Origin of the sequence: Stenotrophomonas sp., from assembly GCF_032056425.1 — a bacterium.
Lineage (GTDB): Bacteria > Pseudomonadota > Gammaproteobacteria > Xanthomonadales > Xanthomonadaceae > Stenotrophomonas.
In genome coordinates this window covers 264,795-282,604 of the sequence record NZ_DAMBCN010000002.1, presented here as the reverse complement: position 1 = coordinate 282,604, position 17,810 = coordinate 264,795, and the positions used below count along the sequence as shown (strand labels likewise).

16 protein-coding genes are annotated in these 17,810 nt (G+C 67.6%); 3 read left to right on the top strand and 13 right to left on the bottom strand.

Features of this window, described 5'->3' with window-relative positions; translation table 11 throughout:
- Window positions 1–62 precede the first annotated feature (62 nt).
- The 8 genes from RTY46_RS02690 to aspS all read right to left on the bottom strand — a co-directional run bounded on the left by RTY46_RS02690 (window position 63) and on the right by aspS (window position 7,500).
- Entirely contained in the window at window positions 63–1,982 is a 1,920-nt protein-coding gene (locus RTY46_RS02690) for a potassium transporter Kup (protein ID WP_108750851.1), read from the bottom strand.
- Window positions 1,983–2,033: 51 nt separating this feature from the next.
- Window positions 2,034–2,627 carry a Holliday junction branch migration protein RuvA gene (gene ruvA, locus RTY46_RS02685; RefSeq protein ID WP_312706546.1) on the bottom strand — a complete coding sequence of 198 codons (594 nt, stop codon included), beginning with the start codon at window positions 2,625–2,627 and terminating at the stop codon, window positions 2,034–2,036.
- A 13-nt stretch (window positions 2,628–2,640) separates the two neighbouring features.
- Complete coding sequence (gene ruvC, locus RTY46_RS02680) at window positions 2,641–3,162, bottom strand: crossover junction endodeoxyribonuclease RuvC (protein ID WP_312706545.1); 522 nt, start codon at window positions 3,160–3,162, stop codon at window positions 2,641–2,643.
- A 105-nt stretch (window positions 3,163–3,267) separates the two neighbouring features.
- Complete coding sequence (locus tag RTY46_RS02675) at window positions 3,268–3,999, bottom strand: YebC/PmpR family DNA-binding transcriptional regulator (RefSeq protein ID WP_108753923.1); 732 nt, start codon at window positions 3,997–3,999, stop codon at window positions 3,268–3,270.
- A 138-nt stretch (window positions 4,000–4,137) separates the two neighbouring features.
- Window positions 4,138–4,770: an alpha/beta hydrolase gene (locus tag RTY46_RS02670; protein ID WP_312706544.1), complete on the bottom strand. Its 633-nt coding sequence runs from the start codon at window positions 4,768–4,770 to the stop codon at window positions 4,138–4,140.
- Between the two features lie 78 nt (window positions 4,771–4,848).
- Window positions 4,849–5,370, bottom strand: a complete 522-nt coding sequence (locus tag RTY46_RS02665) for a GNAT family N-acetyltransferase (protein ID WP_312706574.1) — start codon at window positions 5,368–5,370, stop codon at window positions 4,849–4,851.
- Between the two features lie 32 nt (window positions 5,371–5,402).
- On the bottom strand, window positions 5,403–5,732 hold the full coding sequence (locus RTY46_RS02660) for a DNA primase (RefSeq protein ID WP_312706543.1): 330 nt from the start codon (window positions 5,730–5,732) through the stop codon (window positions 5,403–5,405).
- Window positions 5,733–5,748: 16 nt separating this feature from the next.
- The gene (gene aspS, locus RTY46_RS02655; RefSeq protein WP_312706542.1) at window positions 5,749–7,500 is read right to left on the bottom strand and encodes an aspartate--tRNA ligase; all 1,752 of its coding nucleotides are present in this window, start codon (window positions 7,498–7,500) and stop codon (window positions 5,749–5,751) included.
- A gap of 159 nt (window positions 7,501–7,659) precedes the next feature.
- On the opposite strand from aspS, the gene RTY46_RS02650 reads away from it, so the two are divergent.
- A complete protein-coding gene (locus RTY46_RS02650; RefSeq protein WP_312706541.1) occupies window positions 7,660–8,415 on the top strand; it encodes a DUF3011 domain-containing protein in 756 nt (251 codons plus the stop codon).
- 107 nt (window positions 8,416–8,522) lie between these two features.
- Here RTY46_RS02650 and RTY46_RS02645 read toward each other — a convergent pair whose 3' ends face one another.
- The 3 genes from RTY46_RS02645 to RTY46_RS02635 all read right to left on the bottom strand — a co-directional run bounded on the left by RTY46_RS02645 (window position 8,523) and on the right by RTY46_RS02635 (window position 12,101).
- Window positions 8,523–9,167 carry a hypothetical protein gene (locus tag RTY46_RS02645; RefSeq protein WP_312706540.1) on the bottom strand — a complete coding sequence of 215 codons (645 nt, stop codon included), beginning with the start codon at window positions 9,165–9,167 and terminating at the stop codon, window positions 8,523–8,525.
- A 58-nt stretch (window positions 9,168–9,225) separates the two neighbouring features.
- Complete coding sequence (locus RTY46_RS02640) at window positions 9,226–10,773, bottom strand: glycosyltransferase family 39 protein (RefSeq protein ID WP_312706573.1); 1,548 nt, start codon at window positions 10,771–10,773, stop codon at window positions 9,226–9,228.
- Window positions 10,774–10,889: 116 nt separating this feature from the next.
- Window positions 10,890–12,101, bottom strand: a complete 1,212-nt coding sequence (locus tag RTY46_RS02635; RefSeq protein WP_312706539.1) for a cation:proton antiporter — start codon at window positions 12,099–12,101, stop codon at window positions 10,890–10,892.
- A 134-nt stretch (window positions 12,102–12,235) separates the two neighbouring features.
- Between RTY46_RS02635 and RTY46_RS02630 the strand changes: the two genes are divergently transcribed.
- Together RTY46_RS02630 and ggpS are read left to right on the top strand one after the other, a co-directional pair.
- Window positions 12,236–13,477, top strand: a complete 1,242-nt coding sequence (locus RTY46_RS02630; RefSeq protein ID WP_312706538.1) for an MFS transporter — start codon at window positions 12,236–12,238, stop codon at window positions 13,475–13,477.
- Between the two features lie 65 nt (window positions 13,478–13,542).
- Complete coding sequence (ggpS, locus tag RTY46_RS02625; RefSeq protein ID WP_312706572.1) at window positions 13,543–15,792, top strand: glucosylglycerol-phosphate synthase; 2,250 nt, start codon at window positions 13,543–13,545, stop codon at window positions 15,790–15,792.
- A 63-nt stretch (window positions 15,793–15,855) separates the two neighbouring features.
- Here the strand turns inward: ggpS and blaL2 are convergent, their stop codons facing one another.
- Entirely contained in the window at window positions 15,856–16,761 is a 906-nt protein-coding gene (blaL2, locus tag RTY46_RS02620) for a L2 family extended-spectrum class A beta-lactamase (RefSeq protein ID WP_312706537.1), read from the bottom strand.
- A gap of 79 nt (window positions 16,762–16,840) precedes the next feature.
- Window positions 16,841–17,704, bottom strand: coding sequence for a hypothetical protein (locus tag RTY46_RS02615; protein ID WP_312706536.1), 864 nt, complete (start codon window positions 17,702–17,704; stop codon window positions 16,841–16,843).
- Window positions 17,705–17,810 lie beyond the last annotated feature (106 nt).

Sequence of the window (17,810 nt, the reverse complement as noted above, 5' to 3'; positions counted from 1 at the left end):
ATCTGGATGCGGCGGCATGGGGTCAGAGCCCTTTCCTGCGGAAAGGGATCCGACCCCTGCGGTCAGATTTCGACCTGGGCGCCGAGCTCTACGAGGCGGTTGCCGGGAATACGGAAGAAGCCGGTGGCCGGGGCCGCGTTCCGGTGCATGAGCGCGAACAGCTTGTCGCGCCAGATCGGCATGCCGCGGTTGGCGGTGGCCACGATGGTTTCGCGGCTGGCGAAGAAGGTGGTGTCCATCGGGTCGAAGTAGATGCCGCCGTGGTCGCACGAGCGCATCAGCGCCAGCGGTACGTCCGGGGTTTCCATGAAACCGAAGCGCACGTAGACCCGGTAGAACTCATCGCCCACCGATTCGATCTTCAGCCGCTGCCCTTCCACCGCATACGGAATGGGCAGGGTTTCCACGTGCAGGAACACGTTGCGCTCGTGCAGCACCTTGTTGTGCTTCAGGTTGTGCATCAGCGCATGCGGGGCCACGGTCGGGTCGGCGGTCAGGAACACCGCGGTGCCCGGCACGCGCACCGGCGGCGCCAGCATCAGGCCCGGCAGGAAAGTGTCGATGCGGATGCCGTCCTTGCGGATCTCGTCGCGCAGCAGTTCGCGGCCGCGGCGCCAGGTGCGCATCATGGTGAACAGGAAGATGCCCAGCACCACCGGGAACCACGCGCCCTGCAACAGCTTGGCGCCGTTGGCGATGACAAAGCCCAGGTCGATGATGAAGAACACCACGCACAGCGGCAGGATCCAGTTGCGTGCCTTGGGCCACAGCGAGCGCGCCACCAGGGCCAGCAGCAGGGTGTCGATCAGCATGGTGGCCGATACCGAGATGCCGTAGGCCACGGCCAGGTTGGACGAACTGCGGAAGGCCAGCACCAGGCCGATCACCATTACCGCGATACCCCAGTTGATGCCGGGAATGTAGATCTGGCCGATGGTGTCGTGCGAGGTGTGCTTGATGCGCATGCGCGGGATGTAGCCCAGCTGCATGGCCTGGCGCGACACCGAGAACGCGCCGGTGATGACCGACTGCGAGGCGATCACCGCGGCCATGGTGGCCAGGATGATCATCGGGTACAGCGCCCACGACGGCACGGCTTCGAAGAACGGGTTCTTCACCGCTTCGGGGTGGTTGAGCACCAGCGCGCCCTGCCCCAGGTAGTTCAGCACCAGGCACGGCAGCACGAAGAAGTACCAGGCGTGGCGGATGGGCTTGGCACCGAAGTGGCCCATGTCCGCATACAGCGCTTCGCCGCCGGTCACCGCCAGCACCACCGCGCCCAGGATGAAGATGCCGTGCCAGCTGTGGTCCATGAAGAAGCGGATGGCCCACCAGGGGTTGAACGCCTTCAGCACTTCCGGCGAATCGACGATGTTGTAGATGCCGATCGCGGCCAACGAAATGAACCAGATCGAGGTGATCGGCCCGAACAGCTTGCCGATCTTCTCGGTACCAAAGCGCTGCACCGCGAACACCGCCAGCAGCACCATCACGGTGATCGGCACGATGAACGCATGCAGGCCCGGCGCGGCCACTTCCAGGCCTTCCACCGCGCCGAGCACGGAAATGGCCGGGGTGATCACCCCATCGCCGAAGAACAGCGAGGCGCCGAAGATGCCGAGGATGCCGACCACGTACGCCGAGCGCGACCCGTTGCGCAGGGTGCGCTGGGTCAGCGCCATCAGCGCCATGATGCCGCCTTCGCCATCGTTGTCGGCGCGCATGATGATGGTCACGTACTTGAGGGTGACCACGATGTTCAGCGCCCAGAACGCCAGCGACAGCACGCCCAGCACGGTGTCGTGGTCGCTGGTCAGCCCGTAGTGCGGCGAAAACGCCTCTTTCAGGGTGTACAGCGGGCTGGTGCCGATATCACCGAACACCACGCCGATCGCACCGATGATCAGCGCCAGACCCCCAGCCGGGGGAGCGTGACCGTGGCCGCCATGGGCGGCATCGTGCGGGGTTTGACTGCTGGACATGGCGCTCCTGGCGGGGCTCAGGCGTGTTGGGGGGGGAATGGACGGCGCGGCTCAGCGCAGCGCCGATTGCAGGGCCTTGCGGATGACCGCGGCCACTTCGTCGCCTTCATTGAAGGCATCGCGGGCCATGCGGGCTGCTTCGGTGGGCTTGTAGCCCAACTGCTGCAGGGCCACGGTGGCATCGGCCAGCGGATCGGCCGGTGCCGGGCCGCTGCCGGTGGGCAGTGCACCGCCGGCACCGAACTGGGCGGCGCGATCACGCAGCTCCAGCACCATGCGCTCGGCGGTCTTCTTGCCGATGCCCGGAATGCGGGTCAGCGCGGTGATATCACCGGCCTGGACCATGCGCGCGAACTCTTCCACGGTAACCCCGGACAGCACAGCCAGCGCGATCTTTGCGCCAATGCCGCTGACCTTCTGCACATCGCGGAACAGCCGGCGCTCGCCCTCGCGCAGGAAGCCGTACAGCGAAACGCTGTCTTCCTTCTGCGAATAGTGGGTGTACAGGATGACCTCGCGGCCGAGTTCGGGCAGGTCATAGAAGGTGCTCATCGGCGCCTCCAGCTCGTAGCCCACCCCGTTCACATCCACCACCAGCCACGGCGGTGCCTTGTAGGCGACGATGCCGCGCAGTCGACCGATCATTGCGTGCTGCTCCTCATTTGCGGCCCCAGGCCTGGCGGGCACTGAGCCCCAGGCGGTTCGCCGTCGCCCTTACGTGGGCATGGGTGATGGCTACGGCCAACGCGTCGGCCGCGTCGGCCTGCAGCTTGGTTTTCAGGTTCAGCATGAGCCCGACCATGTGTTGGACCTGTTGTTTTTCCGCGCCACCGCGGCCGACCACGGCCAGCTTGATCTCGCTGGCCGCGTACTCGTGCACGGGCAGGTCGCGCAGCACCACCGCCGAAATGGCCGCGCCACGGGCCTGGCCCAGCTTCAGAGCCGAATCCGGGTTGCGCGCCATGAACACTTTTTCGATGGCCACTTCCTGCGGCTGGAATTGCTGGCACAGTTCGGCCAGGCCCAGTACCAGCAGCTTCATGCGCTGGGGGAAATCGTCGGCACCCAGCAGCACCAGCGGCTGGTGGTGCACGTGGCTGACCTTGCCGGCGGCGTCGACATCAATGATGCCGACCCCGGTCCGCTGGGAACCGGGGTCGATGCCGAGAATACGGGTCATGCGGCGCTCCTGGCCGGGTGGAACGGGTAGCGCTGGCAGGCGTATGGGCTCATGACTGTCCGCGGTGACCGTTCAACGGCCCGCGCCCAGACCGTCGAAGACGGCTCAGGCGTAGGCGTCGGCGCCGAGTTCGGCGTTGGAGTACACGTCCTGTACGTCGTCCAGGTCTTCCAGCATGTCCAGCAGCTTCTTCACCTGCAGGGCCACATCGCCTTCGACCTTGATGTCATTGTCGGCACGGAAGGTGATTTCCGCGTGGCCCGGCACGTGACCGGCAGCGGCCATCGCATCCTTGACCGCGTTGAATGCGTCAGGGCTGGTGACCACGTCGATCGAACCGTCGTCCGGGTAGACCACGATGTCATCTGCGCCGGCCTCGATGGCCGCCTCGGTGATCGCCTCTTCGTCTGCGCCCGGGGCGAAGCTGAGCACGCCCAGGCGCTTGAACATGAAGGCGACCGAGCCTTCGGTGCCCATGTTGCCGCCGCACTTGCTGAACGCGTGGCGCACATCGGCCACGGTACGCACGCGGTTGTCGGTCAGGCAGTCGACGATCACGGCCACGCCACCGGGGGCGTAGCCCTCGTAGCGGATTTCCTCGTAATCGACGCCTTCCAGTTCACCGGTGGCCTTCTTGATGGCGCGTTCGATCACGTCCTTGGACATGTTCACGCCCAGACCCTTGTCCATGGCCACGCGCAGGCGCGGGTTGTTGTTGGGGTCGCCTCCACCGCCGCGCGCGGCCACGCCGATCTCGCGGATGATCTTGGTGAAAATCTTGCCACGCTTCGCGTCGGACGCGTTCTTGCGGGCTTCGATGGAGGGGCCTCTACCCATGGGTGCTACCGTCTGGCTGCTTCAGGATCAAGGCGCGGATTCTACCTGATCGGGGGCGGCAACCGTGTCTAGGGCGGATGGATGGCGCCGGGCCATGCCCGGCGAGGGCGTGCGAACCAACGGTTCGCACCCACCAGGCTACGCGGCGGCGGCGTCGCGGCTGTGGTCGAACTGGCCGTGCTGCAGGAAATGCGCGGTCTGCCGCGCGGCGTCGGGGGATACCACCAGCCCGCTGTGGCTGGTGCGCACCACGCAGTGGTCGGCGAGGCCTGGCAGGCGGGTCTCGTCCAGCGCGACCGTACCGTCGGACGCTTCGCCCATCGCCCCCAGCAGGCTGCCCAAGCCATGCGGCACCGACCCGGCAATCAGCCCCACCTGCGCCCTGCCCTGCCAGTCCGGCAGGCCATCGAGCAGCAGGTCACTGCTGCGGCCCAAAGCCAGACCCCAGCCGTGTTCCGACAACGAGCGCGCGGTACCGCTGCCGCGCAGCGGCGAACCCAGGCAGACCACGCGCTGCACTGGCAGATGCGGCTGCCGGCGCAGGGCTTCCAGCGCGACCAGCCCGCCCAGGCTGTGGCCCACCAGCGACAGCGGGCCGGTGCCGGCCAGGCGTTCCAGCAACTGCGGCACGGCCACGTCCGGCCCGCCGAAGATCGAGGCGTAACCGAAGGTATGCACCTGGAAACCACGCGCGCGCAGGCGCCAGGCCAACGGCCCGACCCAGGCACGGGCATTCCAGATGCCATGCAGCAGCAAAACAGGGGGATTCATGCGTAACAGCCTGGCGTTGGGCGGGGCGGAATCTGCAGTGATTGAACGAAATCGCGGGGCAAGCGCCAGTGAACGCGCTCAGGCCGGGCGCGGTTCGCGGCGCAGGATGAATTCCAGATCGTTGATCTGGCCGACCGGGAACAGATACTCGCCGGCTTTCTGGAAGCCATAACGGGCATAGAAGCGCTGTGCGCCGAAGTTTTCCGACCACACGCCCAACCACAGCGTGCGCGGGCCGTCGCGCTCCAGCCAGGCCAGCGCGGTTTCCAGCAGGCGGCTGCCCCAGCCACAGCTCTGCTGGGTCTTGACCAGGTACAGGCGCTTGAGCTCGCCATCGCCGGGCTTCACGTCCGGGTGCGGCAGGCCGCAGGGGCCGGCGGCAGCATGGCCGACCGCCTCCCCATCCAGTTCCAGCAGCCACACCGCATAGTCGGGGTGGGCCAGGATGATGCGCTGGCGCTCGACCGTGTAGGCCTCCTCCAGGAAGGCCTGCAGGTCCTGCGGCGGGTACAGGTGGCCGAAGGTTTCAGTGAACGTGCGCGCGGCCAGCACCGACAGGGTCGGCGCGTCGTCCACAGTAGCGCGGCGGATCGAATACATGGGTCGAGTGGACGCCAGGGCGACGGTCGGGGTCAAGCCCGTTCCGACGACTCGGCTTCGTCCTCTTCTTCCTCGTCCTCTTCCTCGTATTCCTCTTCGTCCTCGTCCTCGTCCTCGCCTTCTTCTTCCTCGTCGAACTCTTCCTCTTCCTCTTCGTCGTCCTCGTAATCCTCGACGCCGAAGTCTTCACCGTCCCAACGACCTTCGCCGTCGGCGACGAAGGTCAGCGCCATCGCCGCCGGGTTGGTACCGACGCGGACCAGCCAACCACCGAATACACGTGCACGCTCGGTGACCAGAGTGGCCTCGGAGCCTTCATTGCCCAGCTTTTCCCACTCCAGCGAAAACGCGAACTCGGTCATTGCGTGGATCTCCTGATCAGTTGGTCTTGGGGCGAACCTGGATATGCACTTCGGCCAGTTGCGCGTCGACGATCGGCGACGGCGCATCGGTCATCAGATCCTGCGCACCGGTGGTCTTCGGGAACGGAATGACGTCGCGGATGGATTCGGTACCGGCCATCAGCGCGGCAATGCGGTCGATGCCGAAGGCGATGCCGCCGTGCGGCGGCGCGCCGTAGTTCAGCGCGTCCAGCAGGAAGCCGAACTTGGCACGGGCTTCTTCGGCGCCGATGCCCAGCAGCTCGAAGACCGCGCTCTGCATGTCCGGGCGGTGGATACGAATCGAACCGCCGCCGATTTCATTGCCGTTGAGCACCATGTCGTAGCCGCGCGACACGGCGGTGCGGGCGTTGGCACGCAGGTCGGCGATATCGTCCACGGCCGGCGCGGTGAAGGGGTGATGCAGAGCGACGTAGCGCTGCCCTTCCTCGTCCCATTCGAACATGGGGAAGTCGGTGACCCACAGCGGTGCCCAGCCGTCGGCGACCAGGCCGAAGTCCTTGCCGGCCTTCAGGCGCAGGGCGCCCATGAAGTCGGACACCTTGTTGTAGCCACCGGCACCGAAGAACACGATGTCGCCGTTGCCGGCGCCGACGTGGGCCACCAGCGCAGCGAAGGATTCCTCGCTGAAGAACTTCTGGATGGGCGAGCTGACGTCGCCATTGTCGCCGATCTTGATGTACGCCAGGCCCTTGGCGCCGTACTTGGCGGCGTGCGCGGCGTATTCGTCGATCTGCTTGCGCGACAGGGTGGCACCGCCCGGAATGCGCAGCGCGGCCACACGGCCTTCGGCATCATTGGCCGGGCCGGTAAACACCGGGAACTCGCTGTCCTTGACCAGTTCGGCCACGTCCACCAGCTCCAGCGCGATGCGCAGGTCCGGCTTGTCCGAACCGTAGCGGCGCATGGCCTCGGCCCAGGTCATGCGCGGGAAGCTGGCCGCCAGCGGCACGTCCACCACTTCCTTGAAGATGGCGCGGATCATGTCTTCAACGAAATCCTGCACGTCGCGCTCGCGCACGAAGGCGAATTCCATGTCCAGCTGGGTGAATTCCAGCTGGCGGTCGGCGCGCAGGGCTTCGTCGCGGAAGCAGCGCGCGATCTGGTAGTAGCGGTCGAAGCCGGCCACCATCAGGATCTGCTTGAACAGCTGCGGGCTCTGCGGCAGGGCGTAGAACTCGCCCGGGTGCATGCGCGCCGGCACCAGGAAGTCGCGCGCGCCTTCCGGGGTGGCCTTGGTCAGGATCGGGGTTTCGATGTCCTGGAAGCCGCGCTCGTCCAGGTGGCGGCGCAGGGCCTGCACCAACTTGATGCGGGTGCGCTGCATGCGCTGCATTTCCGGGCGGCGCAGGTCCAGGTAGCGGTACTTCAGGCGGGTGTCTTCGCCCGGGTTCTCGTGCGCGTGGAACGGCAGCGGGGCGGCCTTGTTCAGCACGGTGATGGCGGTGGCGATCACTTCCACCTTGCCGGTGGCGATCTTGTCGTTCACCGCGTGGCGGGCGCGCACCACGCCTTCCACCTGCAGCACGTCCTCGTAGCCCAGGCTGGCGGCCACGGCGAACACCTCGGCGTTGTCCACCTCCACGGTCACCTGCACGATGCCTTCATGATCGCGAAGATCGATGAAGCAGACGCCGCCCTGGTTACGGGCCACGTCGGTCCAGCCGGCGAGGGTGACAGTCTGGCCAATCAGGGTCTCGTTGACCAGGCCGCAGAAGTGGGTACGCATGGGGGGAAAGCTCCGCTGGAGAACGCCGGCACCCGACGGGGGCCGGAAAGCCTCGTATTCTGCGGCCGAGGGCCCGGCTGGGGCAAATGCGGACGGTCACGCGGGCTTTATCCGCCCCGTCCTTATAGTCGCGCACCACACACCGTATGGGGATTTGCCATGAACGCGCTGTCCCTGGCCAGCCTGGCCACCACCCTTACCCTGGGCGCCCTTGCCGGGCTGACCCTGTCCCCCGCCCCCGCCGCCGCGCAGACTGGCGTAGTCCGCTGCGAAAGCCAGAACAACCGCGAACGGGTCTGCAGCACCGGCTGGCGCGACGCCCAGCTGGTACGCCAGCTGTCCGGCTCGGCCTGCGTGGAGGGCCGCACCTGGGGCAGCCGCAACGGCAGCATCTGGGTGAACGGCGGCTGCCGTGCCGAGTTCGTCGAAGGCCGCGGCGGCTGGGGCGGCAACCACGGCGGCAACCATGGCGGTGGCTGGGGTGGCGGCAACAGCGGCGGCACCATCCGCTGCGAGAGCCAGGACAACCGTGAACGCACCTGCCCGGTGAACTGGCGCGGCGCCACCCTGGTGCGGCAGATTTCCGGATCAGCCTGCGTGGAGGGCCAGACCTGGGGCGTGCGCCGCGGGGCGATCTGGGTCAACCGGGGCTGCCGCGGTGAATTCGCCGAGAGCCGCGGGGGTTGGGGCGGTGGCAACGGCGGAGGCTGGGGCGGTGGCAACAGCAACTACAGCATCACCTGCAGCAGCAACAACAACCGCACCCAGAACTGCGACTGGGATGAACGCCAGGGCCGGCCGGTGCTGCAGCAGCAGCTGTCGGGCAGCGCCTGCCAGGAAGGCCGCAGCTGGGGCTATTCGCGCGGCAGCGTGTGGGTCAGCAACGGCTGCCGGGCGCGCTTCGGCACCCGCTGAGCGGCGGGGTCGGATCCCTGGCCACCGGCCAGGGCTCTGACCCCTGCGTTCAATCCCCGATGGGGTCAGAGCCCCTGCCTGCGGCAGGGGATCCGACCCCGATCAGTTCAGGGCTGGGCGGGCGGGGCCTCGGAACCCCACGGCGCCGGCGGCAGCGCCACCGGCGTGCCCAGGTCGAATTCGACGCGGAAACGCCGCCCGCCCGGCCGCGTCAGCTCATAGACGAAACGCTGGTCCGGCTCGATCTCCATGGCCCACACGTTGTGGGTCGAAGCGAGCATGTCGGCGCGGCGGAACATCGCCACCGACTCCGCATCGGCCGGGAACTGCTGGCGCTGGGCGGTGCCCGGCGGCGTGCTGTCGCCGCCGTACAGGGTGATGGCATCGGGGCTGCCATCGGCATGGCGGTGGTCGTGCTTCAGTTTCAGACCGTGTTCGGTGCGGGTCAGGATCCAGGTGCGCGAATGGTCAGCGCCCACGTGGAACGGAATGCGCAGTTCGTGGCCCGGATCATCACAGCCGCGCACGTGCATCACCAGCGGCTTGCCCGCGAACGGATCGTCACCGGCCGGTGCCGGGGTGTCTTCCACCACCCTGCCCGCAAACGCCTGGCCGCAGTGCGCGGCCACCGCAGCCATGAACGCATCCGATGGCGCGGAAGCCACATCGTGGCTGATCTGTGGGGGCTGCTGGGAACAGGCCGCAAGGGCCAGCGCCAGCATGGCGGACATCGAGACGGAACGGACAGTCATGGCCCCACCCTAACGGCCATGGCCAGCGCACGCAAACCGCGGGCGCCGGCCGATCGGGTCACCGCGCGGGCTGCAGCCAGGCCTCGCACTGCCCCACGACCTGCTTCTGCGCACCGGCCGAATAGCGCTGCACCAGCTGCGCCTGCCACTGCACCCGTTCGGCGGTGTTGGCCAACTGATTGGGGCAGACCACCAGCGCGGCCAGCGGCAGGCCACCCAGGGCCGCATCGGTTTCCACGAGCGACCGCAGCACGCCATCCGAGGCCCAGTCCGGCACCATCACCCCGCGCCGACCGGAGCGGTACGGCAGTTCGGACGACCAGTCCTGGCCGAGCGCCACGACCACCCCATCCTGGGGCGTCCCCGACTGGATCAGCGCCGCCAGCTGCGAAACATCGCTGGGCTGACGGGCTTCCTGCATGTTCTTCAGGTAATGGACCAGGCCGAAGCCGGTCGACAACAGGCACAGCAGCACGGCAAAGGCGATCGGCCAGCGATGGCGGCCACTGGCCTGCGCGCGCAGCACCATCGCCCACAGCACCAGGCCGACGATGGAGGTGGCGAACACCACCTGCGCCGCCTGGTAGTACGGGTGCACCACCTGCAGGTTGGTGAACACCAGGAACGGCAGCAGGTAGGCCAGCAGCAGCAGCGCCACGGCCGGGCGGGTGCGGCGCATGCACAGGCCGGCGATGACGATCAGCAGGAACACCCAGTTCGAGCCGGTGGCGGCGCCGAAGCGCTTCTTGAACACCGCCGCCCAGGTGGCCGGGTCCAGGCGCTGCTGCAGGGTGCCGTAGTTGAACGTGCTCAGCCCTGCCGAAGTGACCTGTTCGCCCAGCGCCGACTGCACCTTCAATGCGTCTGCGTGCTGCAGCCACAGCAGCAGCGTGGCCAGCACCGCCAGCGCCGCGGCCACGCCCCAGGCCAGCAGTTTCCAGTGCGCGGCCAGCCACTGCGGCCGCCAGCCGTGTTCACGCACCGCCAGCCACAACAGGGCCAGCGCCACGAACGCGGCGTAGGCGAAGAACGTGGTGATCTTCACCAGCGCCGACAGCACCGCGGCCAGCACGGCCACTACGCCCAGCAGGAGGCGTGGTCGGGTGCGCAGGCCGGCCATCGCCCAGACGAACACCAGGCCGAAGAACACCGCCATGGATTCGATCAGCACCGCCCGCCCCCAGAACTGGGCGAACGGCGAGACCGCGAACGCAGCCGCTACGCACAGCGCCAGCAGGCGGTCGGGGCGGAACGCCAGGACCACGCGGTAGACCATGACGATACTGCCCACATGGAACAGCAGCGACACCACACGGCCGCTATTGTCCGCGCTCAGGCCGGTGGCCGCCGACAACAGCGCTGCCAGCCACTGGTACAGCGGAAATTCGAAGGGAATGGACCAGGGCGCACCGATCACCGGCGTCAGGTAATCCAGCCAGGGCCCGCCACGCAGCAGCCAGTCGATGGACAGCGCGGTCTGGGTCTGCCGGAAGCCGGACGCATCCACCGGCGGCATCGACCAGCTGGCGGCGAACAGGATCAACAGCGCAATCGCCGAGAACCCCAGCAGGATCCGGGCGGGCAGCAGGCTGCGGCGGTGGTTCATGTCCTCGATCACGCGTGGGGCTCCTGTGCAGACCGGCCCGCACCAGGGCGGTGCGGCCGGGCGCGCAGTGTCCGGTCTGGGCCGTTGCAACGCAAGCGGCCCAGACCATCGCGCGATCAATCGCGCGCCGGTACCGGCTCCGTCACTTCGGTCGCCGCCACCGGTGCGCCCTCGCCTTCACCGGCAGGCTCCTGCTCCACCGGGTCAACATCGAAGGGCGTGCGGAACACCAGCGAGGGCAGCAGCGTGGTCAGCGCGGCGTACAGCAGCAGCGCGCCGAACAGCACCGCCGGAATCTGGAAGCGCTCGCGCATGATCGCCGCCAGCACCAGGGTGAAGATCAGCGTGGGCGCCAACGCCAGCGACACCCGCAGGCTGCTGCGGAAACTTTCACCGAACATGACCCGGCGCTGCAGCCACACCACGGCAATGCGCAGCGGCAGCACCACCATCGTGATCACCACACCCAGCCCCAGCGCCTCGAAGCTCAGCGCTTCGCTGGGCACCTTGGTGCCTGCATTGAAGAAATAGAACGGCACGAAGAACGAAGCAAACAGGCGCAGCGCGTGCAGGTTTTCGTGCGAAGCCAGCAGCGGCATGCGCTGGTGCAGCAGGCGCGCGACCAGACCGGCGATGAAGGCGCCCACCAGGTAGTACACGCCCAGCAGGTAAGTGATGTAGGCCGCCACCATGCCTACCATCACCAGCAGCGAAAACTCCGAGCCCGGCGCGTGCGGTGCCACCCAACGGCCCAGCGCGATGAACAGCAGCGGCAGGCCGATCATCATCGCCAGCAGGGCACCACTGGACAGGGCCATATGCCACGGATCGCCCGCCTGCAGCACCACGAACAGTGCCGCCAGCGCGAGCAGTTCACCGGCAATGGCCTTGCTGGTCACCCAGAACCGTTCGTCTTCGCTGAGCCCCAGCCGTGACAGCGAATCCATGATGAAGCCGGTGGACGGGGTGAGCAGGGCCAGCGCCAGCAGGCCGGCGGCCTGCCAGGGCAGGTCCGCATAGCGCCAGGCCAACCAGCCCACGCCGAACAGCGTTGCACTGCGGATCACCAGATGCGCCAGCAGCGGCCACAGCCCGCGCCGCAGTGCGGCCAGATCCACTTCCAGCCCGGCGAACAGGAACAGCGAGGAGATGCCCAGCGTCGCCAGCAGGCCGATCACTGCATCGTGCGAACGTTCGCCCAGCCACAGCATGGCGATGATGCCGAACAGCAGGCAGGTCAGCGGTGCGGGCAGGCTGAAACGCTGCAGCGCGCGCGGAATGACCAGCAGCGCGAAGATCAGCAGCAGGTAGATCAGTTCATGGCTCATCGTGACTTCCGTGTGGAACGAACGCGCGCAGCATGCGCGCGCACCGCTGCGGCTGCAAATAGAACGGGGCTGAAATGCGGGTGTGTTAGGGTGGGACAGGTGTTTTATCCCTGTCTTCCATCGAGGCCGCACCCATGTGGCGGCTGACGGCCCTGCTGCTGGGGGTTGCGCTGCTGCTGACCGGCGGCGGGCTGTTGGGCACCCTGCTGGCCGTGCGTGGCGGGCAGGAAGGCTTCAGCGCCGGCACCCTGGGCTGGGTGATGTCGGCCTACTTCGCCGGCTATTTCATCGGCACCTTCACCGCCCCGCCGTTGATCCGCCGCATCGGCCACAGCCGTGCGTTCGCCTTCCATGCCGCGCTGGCCACCATGGCCGTGCTGCTGCATCCGCTGTGGATCAGCCCCGCCGGCTGGATGCTGCTGCGGGTGGTGACCGGCGTCGCCCTGGTCGGCCTGTACACCGTTATCGAGAGCTGGCTCAACGCCGAACCCGATCCGCAGCGGCGCAGCCGGGTGTTTTCGGTGTACATGATGGTGAATCTATCGGCGCTGGCGCTGGGCCAGGTGCTGTTGCTGGCAGGCGATGCCGGCGCGGCGACGATGTTCTCGCTTACCGCGCTGCTGGTCTGCGCAGCCATGCTGCCGGTCACCGCCACCCGCCTGCAGCAGCCCGAGGTGCCCAGCGTGCCGCGGCTGAAGCTGGCGCGCCTGTACGCCCTGGCGCCGGTCGCCACGGTGGCCGCCGGCCTGTCCGGACTGGCAATGGGACCCTTCTGGGGCCTGCTGCCGGTGTATGCCGAACAGATCGGCCTGCGCGGGACCCAGGTGCCGTTGTTCATGCTCACGGCGATCGCCGGCGGCGCGCTGCTGCAATGGCCGCTGGGCCGCATCAGCGACGGCCATGATCGCCGCCTGGGTCTGCTGTGCCTGAGCGTGCTGGCCGCCGCCGTGGCGGCGTTGGCGGCGCTGCCCCCGTTGTCGCAGCAGATCCACCTGCTGTTCGTACTGGTGTTCTGCTACGGCGGCCTGGCCTTCGCGCTCTACCCGTTCGCCGTGGCGCACATGCTGGATTACCTGCCCACGCCGGACCTGCTGTCCGGCTGCAGCAGCCTGCTGCTGGTGCACGGCATCGGCGCGGCCATCGGCCCGGCGCTGGCCGGTGCGCTGATGCAGCGCTACGGCGCGCCGGCACTGCCGCTGTATTTCACCGCGGTTCTCAGCGCGCTGGCCGCGTTCACCGCCCTGCGCCTGCTGCGCCATGCGCGCCTGCGCACCCACCCGGCACCGTTCCGGCCGATGCTGCGGACCACGCCATCCGCGCTGGAACTGATGCCCGAAACCGAATCTCCCACCGTACCCACGAAGGAAGTGCATTGACTGTCGAGTCTCCGACCCTGATTCCGAACCCCGTTCTTTCCGACCCCGCGGCCCGCGAGCCGCAGCTGATCCTGGCCACCGACCTGGACGGCACTTTCCTGGCCGGCAGCGCCGCCCAGCGCCACCGCCTGTACCGGCTGGTGGACCAGCACCCGGGCATCGCCCTGGTGTTCATTACCGGGCGCGGTCTGGAGGCGGTGATGCCGCTGCTGTCCGACCCGGCCATTCCGCGCCCCGACTACATCGTCTGCGATGTGGGCGCCACCGTCGTCCACGGCCATACCCTGCAACCCTTGCAGCCGCTGCAATCAATGATCGACGCGCACTGGCCCGGCGAACAAGTGGTGGCCGAAGCGATGCGGCCGTTCACCGCGCTGCAGCGCCAGGACGTTCCGCAGGAGCGACGCTGTTCCTACTTCTGCGATCCGGCCACGCTGGCCCCGCTGCGTGCGCAGATCCAGCAGACCGCGCACGCGCTGGGCTGCGACGTGCTGTATTCGGCCGACCGCTACCTGGACATCCTGCCGCCGGACACCGACAAGGGCCGCACCCTGGCCGCGCTGGCACGCCTGCTGGAACTGCCGCGCGAGCGCATCCTGGTGGCCGGCGATACCTTGAACGACCTGTCGATGTACCAGGCAGGCTTCCGCGGCGTGTGCGTGGGCGAATCGGAGCCGGCACTGACCGCGGCCACCGCCGATCTGTCCCACACCTACCACGCCCGTGAACCCGGCTGCGGCGGCATCCTGGAAGCCATCGAACACTTCGGCCTGCTGGCCGCCGACGATCCCTTCCTGCATGCACCGGCCGCCGCGCGCGCGCAGGGCGCCGAACTGGTGATGGTGTACCACCGCCTGCCCTTCGACGAAGCCATCGAAGACGGCAAGCTGGTGCAGCGGCCGCCGCGCTCGCCCAACGGCATCATTCCCTCGCTGCTGAGCTTCTTCGATGGCGGCCAGCGCGGCAGCTGGGTGGCCTGGGGCATCGACGATCCCAAGCATCGCCCGTTCCAGCGCCATGTGCAGGTGGACGCGCAGCGCTACCCGACCCTGCGCGCCACCCGTGTGCCGCTCAGCCGCCAGGACGTGGACATCTTCTACAAGCGCTTTTCCAAGGAAGCGTTCTGGCCGATGCTGCACGTGTTCTGGGAACGCGCGCGGTTCCGTGAAGACGATTGGCAGGTGTTCCTGAAGGTGAACCGCCGATTCGCCGAGGCGGTGGCTGACGAAGCCGCGCACGGCGCCACTGTGTGGATCCACGACTACAACCTGTGGATGGTTCCGGCGGCACTGCGCGAACTGCGCCCGGACCTGAAAATCGCCTTCTTCCACCACACCTACTTCCCGTCCGCCGATGTGTTCAACGTGGTGCCGTGGCGACGCGAGATCATCGGCAGCCTGCTGTGCTGCGATTACATCGGCTTCCACATTCCGCGCCAAGTGGAAAACTTCGTGGACGTAGTGCGTGGCGCCATGCCCGCCGAGCGCCTGGCCTGGGAAAGCTGCGCGCCGCGCTTTTTGACCTACGGCTGCGCGGTGGGCCTGGACACCATGACCACCCGCCTGCGCGTGGGTGACCGCGATGTGGCGCTGGGCGCGCACCCGGTGGGCACCGACGTTCGCCGCATCCGCACCCTGCTGGCGCGTGCCGAGGTGCGCAACGACCTGTTCAAGCTGCGCCGCGAGATCGGCGCACGCAAGCTTGTGCTGTCGGTGGAGCGACTGGATTACACCAAAGGCACCCTGGCCAAGCTGGAAGCCTTCGAACGCGTGCTGGAACAGCACCCCGAGCACTGCGGCAAGGTCACCCTGCTGATGGTCTGCGTACCCGCCGCGCGCGAGATGACCGTGTACCGCACGTTGCAGAACCAGATCGAACAGGCGGTGGGCCGCATCAATGGCCGTTTCTCGCGGCTGGACTGGACCCCGGTGCGCTTCTTCGCCCAGGCCCTGCCGTTTGAACAGGTGGTGGCGCACTACGCGGCCGCGCAGGTGATGTGGATCACGCCGCTGCGTGATGGGCTGAATCTGGTCGCCAAGGAGTTCGTCGCCACCCAGGGCATCGAAGGCACGCCCGGTGTGCTGGTGCTGAGCGAGTTCGCGGGTGCGGCGGCCGAGCTGAAAGGCGCGGTGCTGACCAACCCGCACGACCCTGCCGATCTGGCCGCCGGCCTGCTGCAGGCGCTGTCCATGCCCGAAGAAGAGGCCAGCGCGCGTCTGCGCCAGCTGCAGGGCATCGTCGAGTACTACGACGTGGACCGCTGGGGCCGTGACTTCCTGGCCGCCGTGGAAGGCAGCGACACGCCGGCCAGCTGACGCAGCGGGGTCGGATCCGTTTCCTGCGGAAGCGGCTCCGACCCCGCACATTGGCCCTGCACCTCAGCCGATCAGCGCATCGGCCAGCGCGCCGACACGCGCCAGCACCGCAGCACGCTGGTCATCATCGACCGATGCCCCCTGCAGATAGGCGGTCACCACCCACGGCGCGCCACCTGCTCGCGGCCAGATCACGGCGATATCGTTGCGCGTGTCCTCGCCGTTGCTGCCGGTCTTGTCGCCCACCCGCCAGCGCGCGCCCAGACCAGCACGCAGGCAGGCATCGCCGGTCTGGTTGTCGATCAGCCAGTCGGCGAACTGCAGCCGGGATTGTTCCGACAGACCATCCCCAACTGCGAAGCGGGCCAGGCTGGTCGCCATCGCCGCCGGGCTGGTGGTGTCGCGCGGATCGCCTTTGGCGAACCGGTTCATGTCCGGCTCGTAGCGGTCGTTGCGGGTGACCGTGTCGCCCTGCGCGTGCAGGAAGGCGGTCAGCGCCGGCGGGCCGCCATTCACGCCCAGCAGCAGGTTGGCAGCGGTGTTGTCGCTGGTGGTCAGCGTGCCGCGGCACAGATCGCGCACGCTGAGGTCCTTGCCAACGTGGCGGCGGGCCACCGGCGCATAGGACAGCAGGTCTTTTTCGGCGATCGGCACGCGGGTGTCCAGCGAGACGCGGCCGGCGTCGGCCAGGCTCAGCACGTGGGCCACCAGCATCGACTTGAACGTGCTGCACATCGGGAAGCGCTCGTCCTGGCGATGCCCGCCGATGCGACGGCCGCTGCCAGTGTCGAGCACGGTCACGCCCAGGCGGCCACCACTGGCTTTTTCCAGCGCGGCGAAATCGGCGGCGCCCGCAATCGCGGCAGGCGCCCCCGGCGCGGGGCCGGCGGCCCGCGCCAAGGCGGGTGCGAGCAGGGAGGATGCGAGGGCGGCACCACTGAACTGCAGGAATCGACGGCGGGCGTGCATGGGCGGGCTCCTCGGGGACATGCGAGCATCTTTCCTGATGCAGAACCCAGCGACCAGCTGATTCTCGTTCATGCTGCCATCAAGGTTTCTCATCACGAGGAACGCGCTTCAATCGCTTGTCCAGGCTTGCAGGACAAAAACTCGCCCCAGTCCTCGCGGCATCCACCTTGCTCGCGTCGATCACCGCCCCCGGTATCACCCGGATCAATCGGCTGGCAAGCAGGACTTCTACATGCCGCTCCGGAATGACGGCGCAATAGGTTCCGCCGCACTCGATCAGGGGCGCCTGGATCGGTTCGCCCCCGCCTGCAGATTGGTACTCCGCCCAGGCGATGGATCCGGGATCCTTCGCGCAGAACTGCAGCGCACTCCGCTCGCCCACAGACTCAAACGGCACGGCGACCATCATCAGACCGAACAATGCCACCACTGCAATCATCACCAGGGCCAACGCAACGGTCACGGGACCTGCGATCCACATCAATACCGCGCCCAGCAGCCGGCCATACCAGGGCCAGGTCATTGGAGGACGGCGCAGAGTCGCCCGGGTCCGCTCGGCCAGCGTCCCCAGCCTGCCTGCCGGCTCACTTGCGGCACCTACTGGTGATTTTCTGAACAGGGGGCCCCACAAGGGCGAAGACAACGCCGTTGCTGCAACGAGCAGCAGCACCCACCAGGTTTCACGAGCCATTGAGTACAAGCCGGGGCCGATGTTCTCCAGCACGGTAGCGCTGAAACCCACCCATCCATGGGCAATCATCAGTTCAAGTCCGCCGCTGTCGATGGGGAACTGGAGCGGATCGATGCCGAACGTTCCCAGATACGCGCTGCGGTAAAGGCTGCCCTGCAGGGACAACACCGCCGTAGCGATGGCGAGGAAAATACCCGACGTGACTGCAAACCGGCCCATGCGGCCCATGAAAGTGGGTTCAACGGTACTCATCCAGCGCTCCCTGGTAACAGTTTCGTCCATGTGCTGACGGTCAGCGTACCGTTGGTGCCATGGCCTCCAACCGACAAACAGCAGAATTTCGTAGAAATCCTATATC